The organism is Marinilactibacillus sp. XAAS-LB27, assembly GCF_036039175.1.
In the GTDB taxonomy this organism is placed as follows: Bacteria; Bacillota; Bacilli; order Lactobacillales; family Carnobacteriaceae_A; genus Marinilactibacillus.
On the sequence record NZ_JAYXKP010000001.1, the window covers coordinates 738,026 to 753,719 of the forward strand.

The 15,694-nt window shown below is 36.0% G+C and carries 17 protein-coding genes and 1 other annotated feature; of the genes, 3 read left to right on the top strand and 14 right to left on the bottom strand.

Annotated elements, in window-relative coordinates; genetic code table 11:
- Positions 1–67: 67 nt before the first annotated feature.
- The 11 genes from rpsD to VXN63_RS03590 form a co-directional block, all read right to left on the bottom strand.
- Positions 68–673 carry a 30S ribosomal protein S4 gene (gene rpsD / locus VXN63_RS03540; RefSeq protein ID WP_225744309.1) on the bottom strand — a complete coding sequence of 202 codons (606 nt, stop codon included), beginning with the start codon at positions 671–673 and terminating at the stop codon, positions 68–70.
- Between the two features lie 279 nt (positions 674–952).
- Positions 953–2,080 carry a baeRF6 domain-containing protein gene (locus tag VXN63_RS03545; RefSeq protein ID WP_327756564.1) on the bottom strand — a complete coding sequence of 376 codons (1,128 nt, stop codon included), beginning with the start codon at positions 2,078–2,080 and terminating at the stop codon, positions 953–955.
- Positions 2,081–2,243: 163 nt separating this feature from the next.
- Entirely contained in the window at positions 2,244–2,777 is a 534-nt protein-coding gene (locus VXN63_RS03550) for a GNAT family N-acetyltransferase (protein ID WP_327756565.1), read from the bottom strand.
- A gap of 43 nt (positions 2,778–2,820) precedes the next feature.
- Entirely contained in the window at positions 2,821–3,459 is a 639-nt protein-coding gene (locus tag VXN63_RS03555) for a DUF1054 family protein (RefSeq protein ID WP_327756566.1), read from the bottom strand.
- A gap of 97 nt (positions 3,460–3,556) precedes the next feature.
- Positions 3,557–4,516 carry a siderophore ABC transporter substrate-binding protein gene (locus tag VXN63_RS03560; protein WP_327756567.1) on the bottom strand — a complete coding sequence of 320 codons (960 nt, stop codon included), beginning with the start codon at positions 4,514–4,516 and terminating at the stop codon, positions 3,557–3,559.
- Positions 4,517–4,540: 24 nt separating this feature from the next.
- The gene (locus VXN63_RS03565) at positions 4,541–5,296 is read right to left on the bottom strand and encodes an iron ABC transporter ATP-binding protein (protein WP_327756568.1); all 756 of its coding nucleotides are present in this window, start codon (positions 5,294–5,296) and stop codon (positions 4,541–4,543) included.
- Entirely contained in the window at positions 5,296–6,258 is a 963-nt protein-coding gene (locus tag VXN63_RS03570) for an iron chelate uptake ABC transporter family permease subunit (protein WP_327756569.1), read from the bottom strand. The genes VXN63_RS03565 and VXN63_RS03570 overlap by 1 nt, the downstream gene beginning before the upstream one ends.
- Complete coding sequence (locus VXN63_RS03575; protein WP_327756570.1) at positions 6,255–7,202, bottom strand: ABC transporter permease; 948 nt, start codon at positions 7,200–7,202, stop codon at positions 6,255–6,257. Before VXN63_RS03575 ends, VXN63_RS03570 begins: the two co-directional genes overlap by 4 nt.
- Positions 7,203–7,356: 154 nt before the next feature.
- Positions 7,357–8,052 carry a 5'-methylthioadenosine/adenosylhomocysteine nucleosidase gene (locus VXN63_RS03580; RefSeq protein WP_327756571.1) on the bottom strand — a complete coding sequence of 232 codons (696 nt, stop codon included), beginning with the start codon at positions 8,050–8,052 and terminating at the stop codon, positions 7,357–7,359.
- Between the two features lie 21 nt (positions 8,053–8,073).
- Positions 8,074–8,319 (bottom strand): hypothetical protein, encoded by a 246-nt coding sequence (locus VXN63_RS03585; protein WP_327756572.1) that lies wholly within the window; start codon positions 8,317–8,319, stop codon positions 8,074–8,076.
- A gap of 13 nt (positions 8,320–8,332) precedes the next feature.
- Complete coding sequence (locus VXN63_RS03590; RefSeq protein ID WP_327756573.1) at positions 8,333–8,884, bottom strand: NUDIX hydrolase; 552 nt, start codon at positions 8,882–8,884, stop codon at positions 8,333–8,335.
- A 205-nt stretch (positions 8,885–9,089) separates the two neighbouring features.
- Between VXN63_RS03590 and VXN63_RS03595 the strand changes: the two genes are divergently transcribed.
- The 3 genes from VXN63_RS03595 (at position 9,090) to VXN63_RS03605 (ending at position 11,396) form a co-directional block, all read left to right on the top strand.
- Positions 9,090–9,788, top strand: a complete 699-nt coding sequence (locus tag VXN63_RS03595) for a 5-bromo-4-chloroindolyl phosphate hydrolysis family protein (protein ID WP_327756574.1) — start codon at positions 9,090–9,092, stop codon at positions 9,786–9,788.
- A 32-nt stretch (positions 9,789–9,820) separates the two neighbouring features.
- A complete protein-coding gene (locus VXN63_RS03600) occupies positions 9,821–11,035 on the top strand; it encodes a toxic anion resistance protein (protein WP_327756575.1) in 1,215 nt (404 codons plus the stop codon).
- Positions 11,036–11,153: 118 nt separating this feature from the next.
- Positions 11,154–11,396 carry a GlsB/YeaQ/YmgE family stress response membrane protein gene (locus VXN63_RS03605; protein ID WP_225744322.1) on the top strand — a complete coding sequence of 81 codons (243 nt, stop codon included), beginning with the start codon at positions 11,154–11,156 and terminating at the stop codon, positions 11,394–11,396.
- Positions 11,397–11,477: 81 nt separating this feature from the next.
- On the opposite strand, the gene VXN63_RS03610 is transcribed toward VXN63_RS03605, so the two are convergent.
- The 3 genes from VXN63_RS03610 to VXN63_RS03620 all read right to left on the bottom strand — a co-directional run bounded on the left by VXN63_RS03610 (position 11,478) and on the right by VXN63_RS03620 (position 15,653).
- Positions 11,478–11,678: a cold-shock protein gene (locus tag VXN63_RS03610; RefSeq protein ID WP_225744323.1), complete on the bottom strand. Its 201-nt coding sequence runs from the start codon at positions 11,676–11,678 to the stop codon at positions 11,478–11,480.
- Between the two features lie 221 nt (positions 11,679–11,899).
- Entirely contained in the window at positions 11,900–14,692 is a 2,793-nt protein-coding gene (gene ileS / locus VXN63_RS03615) for an isoleucine--tRNA ligase (RefSeq protein WP_327756576.1), read from the bottom strand.
- 54 nt (positions 14,693–14,746) lie between these two features.
- Positions 14,747–14,980: a binding site (T-box leader), on the bottom strand.
- A 4-nt stretch (positions 14,981–14,984) separates the two neighbouring features.
- Positions 14,985–15,653, bottom strand: coding sequence for a DivIVA domain-containing protein (locus VXN63_RS03620; protein WP_327756577.1), 669 nt, complete (start codon positions 15,651–15,653; stop codon positions 14,985–14,987).
- Between the last annotated feature and the right edge of the window lie 41 nt (positions 15,654–15,694).

Consider the following 15,694-nt stretch of genomic DNA (forward strand, 5'->3'; position numbering starts at 1 on the left):
GAACGGTTTCATTCAATTCATAAAAAAAAAGCCTGCACTATGTGCAAGCTTTTCTAACCAGTTAAGATTAACGGTTGTAGTATTCAACGATGTATGAATCGTCAACATCAGCAGACATTTCTTCACGTAATGGTAAACGAGTAAGTGAGCCTTCTAATTTTTCTTCGTCAAAAGTAACGAAGTCTGGACGACCATATAAAGATTCTACAGATTCTTTAATGATTTTCATGTCTTTAGATTTTTCACGAACACCAATAACTTCTCCAACTTTTACGCTGTATGAAGGGATGTCAACGCGTTTTCCGTCAACAGTGATGTGACCGTGGTTTACCAATTGACGAGCTTGACGACGTGTAGTCGCAAGACCAAGACGGTAAACAACGTTATCTAAACGTTGTTCAAGTAAGATCATGAAGTTAACACCGTGTTTACCTTCACGAATTTTACCAGCTTTATTGAATAAGTTAAAGAATTGACGTTCGTTAACGCCATACATAAAACGTAGTTTTTGTTTTTCTTTTAGTTGCATACCATACTCAGAAAGTTTGATACGGCTTGTAGGTCCGTGTTGTCCTGGAACGTAAGGACGACGTGCTAATTCTTTTCCAGTTCCTGAAAGTGAAATGCCTAAACGACGAGATTTCTTCCAAGAAGATCCTGTGAAACGAGCCATAATTGTATTCCTCCAATAATTTTTTTGGAGTAAAATAACGTGATAGAAATTCAGTAATACGTGCAGTTTCTACGAACGTTCGCCATTGCAGCCGCAGGTTACTAGTTTACTTGATTAAGAAACTGTTGACGCGGTTACCATTTCTTGCTGCATTATTTTACACAAATGCTAGTATACCGTTTTATATCGATGCTGTCAACATAAAAAAGAAGCAGCCCTTGGCTTACTTCTAATTTCGTAAGTTGAAGGCTGCTTCAGTTTGATTTTTATAAAACTGTTCTAGAATCTTAATAATGCAGCGATTCCTGTATCTGATGGCATACTTGCTACATCTAGAACGTAAACTTTTCCATTAGTTTTCAGAACGTTTTGAACAAGCTGATTCACGTAAGCATTGATTTCTGACCCTTCTTGGTACTGACCATTTTCATCAATTGTTCCATGAACTTGGTAGTGGTCTTCAATGAGTAGGGTGCCAATTTTACCTTGAATACTTGCCATAGCCAAATCATTGTACTGGGCTTCAAGTTTGAATTCAGGAGTTGTTTCGTTGAACTTTTCAACAAGTTCTTTGTATCGACGATCAATAATCTCATTGACTACTTCTTTAGCTTTATCTACAATCTCAGCATTTGAAAGTTGTGCAGTCGATCCTTCGACTTTTGTTTCATCCAAATGAGGATTTTTAGAAATTTTCCCAAAGTCTGCAATATTTTCTGGAAGTGCAAACAATACGAGAGGTAAACCAGTTGGTTTACTGTAATGTTCAAATATATATTTATCTACAATTCTAAAGTAATTGTCTTGATCAATTTGAACTTCATTACTTTTTTCGTTATGTCCATGGAACATCGCTGATCCACCCGCACCATTATATTCACCAGAATTTAAGTTTCCACCGGTCAATTCTTCTCCAAGTGCTTTTTCTAAATCAGTTGGTGCATCTTCTGGAAGTGGAATTTCCTGTAACTCGCTTCCTCGACCATTATAAAGTGTAAACTTATCATGGTTCAAGCATAGCAAGTGGAAATAACTCACATACTGGAAGTTATCAATCAATGGTAGTACATAAGCCTGATTGGATACGACCACATTATTATCTACTTCTACGCCTAATCGATAAAAGAATGTATCTGTTTGTGTTACATAAAAAACAAGGCTTTTAGTTGCTCTTCTCCAGAAATTAGTATCATCTCTTAAGCCTTCTAGTTCGTTTAAGAAAGTGTCACATGTTTTTTCATCATATACATCGCAAATTTTCTCTTTTGCGTCCTTCAATAAATTCTGAAACTGAATCTGGTTTGCCTCTGTTTCAAACGCGTTATCTTGAGCGTTCATCGAAATAGAAAGATAAACCTCATCCGTCTGTAAAATCTCGTCTGTTGGAAATGCAAATAATTCTTTCATGTTTTCACCTTCCATTATCTATTTCTCCAAGAGTCTCACTCATTAGTACAAAGTAATATTCCTGAAGATAACTATAATCTCATCATATCTAATCTGTCATAAATTGTCTAAAGATACGCAATAAAACCCAGTCATGATTTTGCGACTGGGTTTCACTAATAGACTAATTATATTCCAAATACTCGGAATCAAGCATTCCGTAAACGAAACTATCCGACCATTCTCCTTTATACCAGAAATCTTGAATGTGGTGAGCTTCTTTTCTCATACCAATTTTAATACAAACTTTCTGGGAATTCGTATTTCTAGCGTCCATATTAATCTGAACTCGGTGAACTCCTAGTTCATAGAAAAGCTGATGAATCATTTCGTGAACTGCCTCAGAAGCAAAGCCATTGCCTGCAAACGAACGATTAAGACTATATCCGATTTCTATGGTCTCTTTCACATCTGTGTACCATAAAGATAAATCTCCAATCACTTGGTCTTCATAGACGATTGCAAGATTTAAAGTATGGTCTTTATCCAAAATGTTTTTCAAAACTTTTTTGTCAAATTCTTCATGTGCGTTATCTGATTTCCATGGCTCATGCAATAAGAATCTACAAGTTTGTTCATCTTTATATATTGCGAAAGTTTCCTCGAAATCGTTTTGCTGAAATGGTCTTAATATTAATCTTTTCGTTTTAATAATCAACTTTGCCTCCCTGATCTGAATCGGCAACGTCTTAACTTGCTGACTACGCCGATTCACTCTGTTCGAAATGAATGTCTAACAACTGTCTGTATAATGGGATAAGTTGGGTTATAGTCTGTTTAATATAGTTATTTTGTGCTTTTATGTTCTCTAAAAGATCACTATCTCTTTCTATCACTCTTCCAATCAAGAATTCTCCCTTTTTTACCTTAAGAAGTCGATTGAGTTTTTCAATCATCTTCTGTTCACTAACAGGTTCAATTTTTGCTTTAGTATGATCTCCTGAGAGCACAAACTGTTCAGTCAATGAATTTAAGTTCTCTGGACTAGATAAGAGTGCTTTGCCCATTTCGATTTCATAAAGAGGATTGTCTATAATAGAAATAAAGATAAAAACGTGATCTTCGTTTATACCGATTTGTAAATGAGGATATTTTTTATATCCTCTAACATCTCCACCGATTGCACACCAGGTTGATTCGGGAGGATTAGATGTTCTTCTCCTATGTTGAGCGATATGAAATTGCATGGGATATCCAATTTCATCCTGGATCATTGGTGCATAGGTGTCTCCTAAATCTTGGAAAACAGGTTGAATTTCATTCCTTATTATGTTCATTCTGTCTTCAAGACCTTCAATAAAAAATAGTTCAAAATCTTGTTTGGTGAATCCTTTATGCATTGTACTCCTCCAAAACCACTTTATATATTGTAACATAAATAACGATTAATTTAAACATATAGTTTAAATTAATACAAAATAATCAGAAGATAGATTATTAAAATTCTACTTGATTCAGAACTTCTTTCATCATCAACTGGATTGATTGCAACCCTCCGCCAGATAAATACCATAAGTCGGCATCAAGATAAATAATAGCGTCTTGCTGATAAGCATTTGTTTCTTGTATAACAGGATTTAATGATAAATCGCTAACTGATGTATCTCCTCCGATAGCTTGTGAGCGGTCAACAACAAATAACAAATCAGGATTTTCTTGTAGAATATATTCATAAGAAATCGACTGTCCATGTATAGAAGACTCAATGCTATTATCTACGGGGATAAAACCAAACTCTTCATACAGCATACCATACCTTGAGTGTTCTCCAAAAGCCGATAAGCTACCCTCATTTAAAATCGTTACTAATGTAGATTTTCCAGAATCCTGTGCTACTTCTTGCAGTGCCCCCATCTCTTTTTGAATAGAGTCTAGCTCAGCTTCAACTTGTTCTTCCATCAAAAGAATCTGACCGATTGTTTGCATGTTTTCTGCAAACGAATCCCAGTATTTTTCTAGATCTACACTTAAATAAAGTGTCGGTGCAATTTCATCTAGCTCATCTAAAAAATCCAATTGTCTTCCGGAAATCAAGATCAAATCTGGATCCAATTCATACACAGCCTCCAAATCTGGTTCTTTCAAACTCCCTACAGAAACGACATCTGAATCACCGAAGCTGCTAAGATAATCTGGAAGGCTCTGAGTTACTGTACCGACCACTTTATCCTTTGAGTCTAGCACTTCAAAAGTGTCCAGTAAGCCCATATCAAATATGACAACTTTTTCAGGATTCACAGGTACGTCAACAGCTAATCCATTAGAATCTTTTACCTCAATTGATTCTAGACTATCTTTACTCTGATCTTCTGTATTGATTACTTCCGCAGATTCACTTGCACAACCTCCAGCTAACATAATTGTACCTATACTGAACGCAACGATTTTTTTGATCATCTCTTATCATCCTTTTTTAGTTTTTTAGTAGTACATTACAAACTTTTTCCCTTTACGGTCAATGACTTCAACATCTATGTCAAAAATGTTCTTAATATTCTGCTGGGTAATCATCTGTTCAACTGGCCCTGCTGCAAAAACTTTCCCTTCTTTCATAGCAATTAAATTATCAGCATAAGCTGCAGCAAAATTGATATCATGAATCACTGTAATGACCGTTTTCCCAAAATCGTCTACAAATGTTCTGATAATATCCATCAACTGTACACTATATTTCATATCCAGATTATTCAACGGCTCATCTAGTAAGATATAATCCGTATCTTGAGCAAGAACCATCGCAATCATCGCCCTTTGTAGTTGCCCACCAGAAAGTGTATCGATGTACTGATCCGCTATTTCAAGTAAGCCAACCTGCCTTAAAGATTGTTCGATTAATTCATGACAGTGGGCATTCAGCCTACCTTTTGTATAAGGAAACCTACCAAAGGATACTAATTCTTTTATAGTCAAGCGCATGGAAAATTTGTTGGATTGTTTCAATACCGATAATTTCTTCGCTAGTTCACCCGGCTTCCAGCTCTTAATTTCACCGCCGTCAATATAAATTTCTCCAGTATCTTTAGGGACTAAGCGACTGATCATTTCTAGTAAGGTTGTCTTACCAGCACCATTAGGACCAATGCAAGCAGTCAATTTTCCTTTTTCAATTGGAATCGTTACAGTATCCACAACAATTTTTTCTTTATAACTCTTTGAAACTTGATTTAAATCAATCATCAAGCTACCTCCTTTTCTTTTAATAAGATATATAAGAAATAACTACCTCCTACAAACTCCAAAATAATACTTAGAGCCGTTTGGAATTTGAAGACATGTTCAATCAAAATTTGACCAAATAAAACAAAAGAGATCGTGAAGAGACACCCCCCGATAATCAATAACCAATGTTGGTAAGTCTTAAATAATTTGTAAGATACATTCGCACCTAAAAAACCTAGAAACATTACCGGGCCTACCAAAGCCGTTGAGATTGAAACAAGCAAACTGATTGAAATGAATAATATAAGATTAAAACGATCTACATTGACACCCAATCCTATAGCGTTTGTTCGACCAAGATGTAAAACATCCATTGCCTTATTTTTATAAAAAATATACATCAGTACTGGTAGTACTACGATCATACTGACATTAATCAGTGAACTGTCTACATTATTGAAGCTAGCAAATAAGCGATTCTGAAGAATCAAAAATTCATTCGGATCTATTAACACTTGTAAAAATGAAGTTGCGCTTCTAAAAAATGTCCCTAATATTAAGCCCGTCATCAATAGTAAATAAATTCTACCCGGGAAATTTTTAAAGAAAAACCAATATAACAGTAGACTAAAACAGGTCATGGAAACTGTAGAAAGAAAAAAGTTTGTATACGTATTTTGTAAAAACCAATGATTGTGTCCAAATAAAAACAAACTGATTGTCTGAAAAAATATGTAGATTGCATCCATCCCGATGATGCTAGGAGTTAGTATCCGGTTTTGAGTTATCGTATGAAACAAGATTGTGGCAGTTGTCGAACAGATACTTACGATAGTCAAGGCAGCCAATTTCTTTCCTCTCAGTGATAGAATATAAGACCAGTTCCCTCTTGAACCTATCGTCATGTATATACTAGCCATAATCATAGCTAGTATAGCTGCAATGAAAATATTTCTATAAACATGTTTGTTATCTGTCATGCTTTTTCCCCTTTAAGTAATAAAAATAAAAACAGTGCAGTCCCAACCACGCCTACAACTAAACTAACAGGTACTTCGTATGGGTATATTACGATCCTAGAAAAGATATCGCTCCACAACAAAAACAGCGCTCCAAAGTATACGGTTGGAAATAGTAACTTCCTGAAATGATCTCCATATCTGAGTGACAAAAGATTTGGTACAACCAATCCTATAAACGGTATGTTACCAACCGTTAAAAGTACAGCTGCTGTCGCTATGGATACGATGACGATCCCAATCAGTTCAATTTGCTGATAGGCAACCCCTAAGCCCGATGCTTGTTCCCTTCCCAGATTCATAACAGAAAAGTACTGGGAAAATAAGTAGATTAAAATTAAAAGGGGTACCGTAAGTAAAATCAGTTTATAATTTTGTGAACTAACTAACGATACATTCCCTTGTAGCCAGGCGGTCGCATTTTGAATCAGATCATATTGGTAAGCTATGAATGTCCCGATAGCACCTACGACATTACCAAACATCAAACCAACCATCGGAATCATGATTGAATTTCTCAACTTAACGGTTTTAAGAAATTGTAAAAATACAAGGGTACCTATTATTGAGAATATAAAGGCGAAAAGTGTTCGGTGGAACACTGTATGCTGTCCGAAAAAAACCATGGCTAAAATCATTCCCAATCGTGCACTAGACATCGTTCCCGCAGTCGTAGGGGAAACAAATTTATTCTGGGTCATCTGTTGCATTAATAGTCCAGATACTGAAAGAATAGCCCCCGCTGCCAATAAGCTGACTGTCCTCGGGATTCTTAACGTGAACAAAATAATGCTTGTTAACTCATCTGGTGATAATAGTTGCATGAACGTTACGTTCTCAACACCAACCATCAGAGAAATTATAACGCTTACTAGAAATAAAACAGATAAACTGATTCTTTTCATTTTAACCTCCTCGTGATTTATCTATCCCTAATTGAGAATGATTATCACTATCAAGATTAGTATATCGAACTGCCCTTTAAGAATCAACTTGTAAACAAAAAAGAACAGACCTTCTGAATTGCGAAAAGGTCTGTTCACGTTCTATTATTTAGTTTTATTGTTGAATATTGTTGATAAATCTCAACACCAAATCAGCTGACTGTTTTCCAGCCAGTTCGATAAATTCATCAAACGATACAGAAGCTTCTTCATCTGAGGTGTCAGAAAGTGCTCTAACCACTGTAAAAGGCGTATTGAATTGATAACAAGTTTGAGCTACAGCTGCCCCTTCCATTTCTGTTACTAGTGCCTCTGGGAAAAACTCCTTAATTTTATCTGTTTGATCTTTACCCGCAATAAATGAGTCGCCTGTAACGATTATTCCTGATGAAACGTTCCAACTTGTTTCAGATGCTGCAGCAATCACTTGATCATTCAAAGACGGATCAGCTGAAAAAACAGCCGGCATCTGAGGAATCTGACCAAAAGTGTATCCAAATACGCGTGCGTCTGCATCGTTATAGGATAGTTCAGTAGAGACGACCAAATCTCCTACTCGAAGATCTTTCCCAATCCCACCAGCAGAACCTGTGTTGATGACAGCATCCACATTAAAGGTCTGAATTAGCAAAGTCGTTGCAATCGAGGCATTTACTTTACCAATACCCGATTGTACTAAAGTGATTTCCTGTCCATGAATAACTCCATTATAGAATGTCTGATTTGCAATTGTTGTCTCTTCTTTTTGTTCGAGTTGTTTGACTAGCTCTTTCACTTCTTGTTCCATTGCTGCAATAATACCAATTTTCATTTTTTTACCTACCTCTTCAACTTAACCATAAAATGCAAAAACTAAAACGATAATCAATAAGAGTGACACGATGATAATGGCTCTTGTAAGAACTTTTTCAGTTCTTCTATAGCGTTCCATTTCATCAAATCGTTTTTTTGTTGTTTTTCCCTGCTTAGATAATTGTCGTTCCTTTTTACGGTTTTCTTTTTTTAGTTTTCTAGTTTCTCTTGCTTTTTCTTTTGTTTCTTTTAACTTCTGATCTCTAATTTCTTTTCTGGATACCATGATATCATACCCTTTACTTGTTTTGTATTCTATTCATTTTCCAATAAAACAATGCAAAAACACTTTTCGAATCACGTAAATGTCCTTTTTCATATTCAGCCCAAGCTTCATCAAATGTCAAAGCAAGTAATTCAATCGTTTCATCTTCATCTTTAGGTAAGGGGTTTTCTACAGTCATTAAATTTTTGGCTTCATAAATTTCTAGAAATTCATCTGTAAAGCCGGGCGTGCTATAAAAAGAGGTTACAAATGCCCACTCTTTCGCCTGATAACCTGTTTCTTCTTCTAGTTCTCTTTTAGCCGTTGTCATTCCGTCGGTATCTTCAGGATCTTTTAATCCTGCTGGAATTTCGATACTGATTTGTTCGATGGCTTTACGGTACTGCTTGACTAGGAGTAAACGATCATCATTAGTGAAAGCAATAACTGCAGATGCTCCAGCATGTCTAACGATTTCTCTTTTTGATTGCTTCCCATTAGGCAATAGGACATCTTCTACTACATACTTTGTTACTTTACCATCATAAATAACTTCACTTTTAAGCGTTTTTTCTTCAAAAATCATAACGATCACTTTCCTTTCCAACTATTGATATCATACAGTATCTACTATCATATTTCATTAGTAGTATAGAACACAAGTCTGACTTTCATGAAGTTTAAGATTCTTATAAAGTTTCATATATCCTACTTAGGTCCTATGTCATTCTTTTTAAAATGTGTGATAAAATGAAGGTACAAATCACATAGGAAAATATGGAGGAGCCATTATGAATAAAAACCGTTTAGCAGATATACTTGTTATTATACTGACTTGTACAACGATCATCTTTTTGTTTACTTTTCTAGTCGCTTTTGGATTTCACGTTATTCCCTCAGGATTACTAAGTATTTCTTTGGGTGTGCTATTACTTTACGCTCGTGGAAGAAAACATCGTCCCGCTGATGAAAAGAAATTACCAAAACTTTCTTCTGAGAAAGAAGCTTTTTACGTCTCTAAAGGTCTTGAGAAAGAAGACATCCAGTACTTCCGTCAAACTATGCAAAAAGCAAAACAACAGATTAGAGACATTGAAGTTAATATGTTAGCTACTGGAAAATTAAAAGCGATCGAAAATCGTAACAATACAATCCATCTAACGAAGTCAATGTTCAGAGAAATCATCAAGGAGCCTAACCGTCTTCATGAAGTTGATCAGTTCCTCTATGTTCACTTACCTTCTCTAGCAGACTTGTCTGGTAAGTATAATGAAATCAATAACCACCAAGCTAAAAGTAAAGCAACTTATGATATGTTGGACAAAGCCTCTCAAACTTTAGATAAGATGTGTCAGCAAATCGCTGAAGACTATGTGCAATTCAAGTCTGATGATATTGTGGATATGGAAGTAGAGGTAGAACTTGCAAAAAGATCTTTGGACAAGGATAATGGTTTCCAAGAAGATACTATCAACAATGAAGAAGTTTAACCCATTTTGATTCTGAAAGGATGTCACGTTATATGGATGATAAGAATACACAGCAAGATCTTACTAAAGTAAAAGATCAGTCAACAAGTGAGCTAGATGATTTACTGGCGAACCCCTTTGGAGAAACTATGAAAAACCCTCCTGCTCCTAGTACTAATACGAGTACTTCTTTGACAGGCGAACAAGCTGAAGAAACGAGAAGATTATTTGACACCTTACCTGAGGAACGTCAAAAGCAAGCACAACAACTTTCTAATCAAATCGCTGAGAATGATATAGATGCTGTCTTGAACTACGGATCGGCTGCTCAGCAGCGCTTAGGAGATTTTTCCCATTCTGTTCTGAATCATGTGCAGAATCAAGAAACTGGGCATATCGGTGAAACATTGAACGACTTAATGTTCCGGTTGAAAGAAAGTAATCCCGATGATTTACGTGCAGATAATTCAAATATCTTCAAAAAAATGTTCAAAAAAATTAACCGCTCAATTTACGAAACAACTGCCAAATATCAAAAGATTGGCGCTCAAATAGACAAAATTGCCGTTAAATTAGATAAAGAAAAAGATATGCTGCTAAAAGATAACGAAATGCTTGAAGCGTTGTATGAAAAAAACTTTGAATATTTTGAAGCGTTAAATATTTATATTGCTGCCGGAGAGTTAAAATTGGAACAATTGCAAAAAGAATCCATACCGAATGCGATGAAAGTTGCAGAGAGCAGTACAAATCAGATGGATGTTCAACGTGTAAATGATTTAAACCAGTTCCAGAATCGTCTTGAAAAAAGAGTTTATGATTTAAAAGTTGCAAGACAAATGACGATTCAACAAGCGCCTCAGATCCGTCTGATTCAAAATACAAATCAAGCTTTATCAGAAAAGATTCAAACTTCTGTCAATACAGCGATTCCTCTATGGAAAAACCAAATTGTTATTGCGTTAACTTTATTACGTCAAAAAGAAGCCGTTACCGCTCAAAGACAAGTTTCTGAAACAACAAACGACTTATTAACCAAGAATTCCGAAATGTTGAAACAGTCTTCTATCGAAACAGCTCGTGAAAACGAACGTGGTATTATCGATATTGAAACACTGGAGAAAACACAGACTGATTTGGTTGAAACACTTGAAGAGACTCTTTCTATTCAACAAGAAGGCCGTTCTAAGCGTAAAGAAGCTGAACAGCAACTCGTTAGAATGGAAGATCGTCTAAGAGATCAACTGCTTAAAATCACAGAAAACTAAGTAAAAAACTTCCCTTCTTAGGGAAGTTTTTTATTTACGAGTCGTATTATTTGAACAAATTATGTCATTACGGTATAGTTAATAACATAAAGAAGCAAAGAAAAAGGAGAGAATTATTATGTTAGGTTTTATTTTAATGTTAATCATCGGTGGAGTTGTAGGTGCCATTGGTCAAGCAATCATCGGTAAAAATGTACCAGGTGGAATTATTGGTAACATCGTAGTAGGTTTTATCGGTTCTGCTTTAGGTGGATATTTATTGGGTGACTTAGGTCCTTCAATCGAAGGTATTGCACTTATTCCAGCAATCGTTGGTGCTGTAATTGTAGTATTCCTATTCAGCCTACTTGCTAAAAAATAATTTATTGCGTTAAACTGCAATTATATTAAAAGCTCCATGTAATCGCCTAGGCGATTACATGGAGCTTTATTAGTTTATTGTTTATACTTTATCAACGTTAGAAGCTTGTGGTCCTCTATCGCCATCTGTAATATCGAATTCTACTTCTTGTCCATCATCTAATGCTTTGTATCCTTCGCTATTGATTGCACTGAAATGTACAAATACATCTTCGCTACCTTCTACTTCAATAAAGCCAAATCCTTTTTCTGCATTAAACCATTTTACTGTTCCTCTAGCCATCCTACTTTTCCTCCTAAGTAAATACTTGCAACAGACTGCCTATAAGTTCATTTATTGTTTAATAAATGCTGCATACATCTATTACAGGTTCAGTATACAAAACTTAACTTCTTTTTGCAAGGGCTTTCTTCGTTAAAATGTAAAATATTTAACGAAGAAAGCCCTTATCAGTTCCTATTTCAGACAAAAAATAAAAGCTGACCAATTGGCCAGCTTTCTGATTATTCTTGTTCTTCTTTTTCTTCAAATAGTTCTGGGAAGTGTTCTTCACAGATATGGTGACATCTAGGACATAGCTTTCCGACTCCTTCGATTTCAACAAGTTCATTAGAAGTGATTCGACATCTTTCACAGACATCGCCTTCCATATGCTGAACTCGAACAGAAAGTCCTTCGAAATCCAATATAGATGAATCTTCTGGTTTTTCAGAAAGAGGTTTAACCGTAATATTTGAAGCAATGAGGATCTGGCGTAGATTCGTGTCTAATGATTCCAATAGCGTTTGAACGTCATCTGATACATAAAGCGTCGTATCTGCTTCAAAATCCTTACCGATCACTTTGTTTTCACGCGCGACTTCATTCGCTTTAAGGATATGGTCTCTTACTCGCATAAACTGATCCCATTTTTCTACAAGTGCTTCTGATTGCTCGTATGTTTCTACTTGAGGCATTTCAGTTAATTGAGCATATGCTTCATCTTCTTCTAGATAAGTCCAAATCTCTTCTGCAGTATGTGGAAGAATCGGTGTCAACATCTTACTTAATTTCACGATTACTTGATAAAAGACAGATTGCATGGCTCTTCTAGAGTGCGCATCTGGAGCATCGATATAAAGCACATCTTTTGCAAAGTTTACGTAAAAGTTTGACATATCAACTGTACAGAATTGATTGATCTCTTTATAAATTTCAGAGAAGTTGTAGGCTTCATAAGCATTCAAAACATTTTCAACAGTACGATTCAAACGATTCATCATGTACTGATCAACAGTTCTTAATTCCTCGTAAGGTACATTGTTTTCAGCATAAGAATAGTCTTCCGTATTTTGAATCAAGAAACGGATGGTATTTCTGATTTTACGGTAAACTTCTGATACTTGTTTCAAGATATCCATACTTACACGCACATCAGCTTGAGAATCGACACTAGAAACCCATAAACGAATAATATCTGCACCCATTTGTTTAATGACTTTGTTTGGAAGGATCGTATTTCCGAGTGATTTACTCATCTTACGTCCATCTCCATCTAGAACAAATCCTTGAGATAAAACAGATTTGTATGGCGCTTCGCCATTGATGGCTACACTTGTCGTCAAACTAGAGTTAAACCATCCACGGTACTGATCTGAGCCTTCCAGATACATATCAGCTGGGAACGATAAATTATCTCTTGTTTTTAAAACAGCTTGATGGGAAGATCCAGAATCGAACCAAACATCCATAATATCTGTTTCTTTAGTGAATAAACCATTTGGACTTGAAGGAGATTCAAAACCTTCTGGAAGTAAGTCTTTTGCTTCACGTTCAAACCAAACATTGGATCCATGTTCAGCAAATAAATCAGATACATGGGCAATGGTTTCAGGTGTAATGATTGCATCTCCATTTTCAGCATAGAAGATTGGTAAAGGAACACCCCAGGCACGCTGACGTGATATTACCCAGTCTCCTCTATCTCTTACCATGTTATAGAGTCTTTGCATTCCCCAAGGCTGAAGCCAGTCTACTTCTTGAACGGCTTGTAGAATATCTTCTCGGAAATCTTTAATAGAAGCAAACCATTGTGGTGTTGCTCGGAAGATAACCGGTTTTTTCGTTCTCCAGTCATGTGGATAGCTGTGTGTGAAGAAATCCATTTTAAGCAAAGCATCTTTCTCTTTCAACCACTCTGTGATGATTTTATTTGCGTCATCATAGAACGTTCCTTCTAGACCTGGAGCTTCATCTGTAAAGCATCCTCTTCCGTCTACTGGTGAAAGTACTTTAAGGCCATATTGCTGAGCAGCTATAAAGTCATCTTCTCCGTGTCCAGGAGCTGTGTGTACTAAACCTGTACCACTATCTAAAGTTACATGGTCTCCCATAATCACTAACGAATCACGGTCATAAAATGGATGTTTTGTTGTTACGCGGTCCAAATCTGATCCTTTAACTTCTTTGATGAGCTCAATTTTTTCCCAACCAAGTGTTTCTGCTACTTCTTCAGCCATTTTAGAAGCGACTACGTATTTACGTCCATCAGCTTCTAGTACAGCATAATCAAATTCAGGATTTACAGCAATGGCTAAGTTTGCAGGCAATGTCCAAGGTGTTGTTGTCCAGATAATTAAAGAAGTATCTTGTTCCAGAGTACCTTTTCCGTCATTGACTTCAAATGCTACATAAATATTAGCTGAGCGAACATCATGATACTCGATTTCAGCCTCAGCTAAAGCAGATTCACTAGAAGGAGACCAATAAATCGGTTTTAAACCTCTGTAGATGTAGCCTTGTTCTGCCATTTTACCAAATACTTTGATTTGTTCTGATTCATAATCTTTTGTTAAGGTCACGTATGGATTATCCCATTCACCAGCAACACCTAATCGTTTAAAGTCTTCACGCTGTTTATCGACTTGTTCCCAGGCATACTCTTCACAAAGCTTTCTGAATTCAGCAACAGACATTGATTTACGATCAACACCTGCGTTTGTTAAAGCTTGCTCAATTGGTAAACCATGTGTATCCCATCCCGGAACATATGGTGCGCGGAATCCAGACATTGATTTGTATCGAACGATAATATCTTTTGAAATTTTGTTCAGTGCATGGCCCATATGAATATTTCCATTTGCGTAAGGAGGTCCATCATGTAATACAAATGTTGGTTTGTTCTGGTTTAATTCCTGTCTATTTGCGTAAATATTGTTTTCTTCCCATTCTGCTTGACGATCCGGTTCTTTATTTGGGAGTCCAGCACGCATTGGGAATGCTGTTTTCAATAAATTTAGGGTTTCTTTTACTTCCATCTTTTGCAGCCTCTTTTACTTTTATTTTTTTGAAAATAAAAAGACCCCATCCCTAAAAAGGACGAAGTCTTCGTGGTACCACCTTACTTTAGAAACATAGACCAACCTATTTAAGGCAAACTGTCTAGTTTCTCTCTTCTCTTTAACGCAGAGCTACGTTTTTAACTACTCTATTTCATTAAAAAAGCTACTGAATGATTACAAGTTGAAAGTGACTTGCCAACATCGCACCACCGTTGGCTCTCTGAAAAGTGTTTCAACTTGTATAATTTCAGTAATCGCTACTATTCATTTATACGCTTGGCAATTCCACAGCAGGTGTCATGCCTTCTTCGTAATTTTGATTTTCAGATTCATCTGATTCTACTACATCCGTTGATGGTTCGATTTCTTCTGATTCATCTTTTTGTTCAAGTTCTGTTTTCACTTCGTTCAATGTATGTGTTTCTGGTTTCTCTGAAATAGGTGCTTGTAAAATATCATCCCATTCATCTTTTTTTACTAGCTCAAGTTGAGATTCAATCATTAGTTGAAGTCTTTGGCGAAAAATACGACTTTGCTTTCGCAAAGCTTCTGTTTCTTCTTCGATTTTACGTGCTTTACCAACAGCTTCCTTAAGTAGTTGGTCTGCATGATTTTCAGCATCTTGACGAACTTTAGAAGCTTTGTTTTCTGCTTCTTTAGAAATCATATCTGCTTCTTTTTCAGAATTCACTTTCAAACGATCAGCAGCATCTTGTGCAACAATAATCGATTTATTAAGTGAATCTTGCATTTGATCGTAACTTGCTAATTTTTCTTCAGCAAATTCCAATTTCTTTTCAGTTTCCTTTTTTTGCTTCAATAACAATTCATAATCTTTGATGATTTGATCCAGATAATCGTTTACTTGATCCTGATCGTACCCTCTCATCTTAACAGAAAATTCTTTGTTATGTATGTCCATAGGTGTTAATGCCATGATCGAATTCCTCCGTTACCTTTTTTTGAGCAGTTTGATTC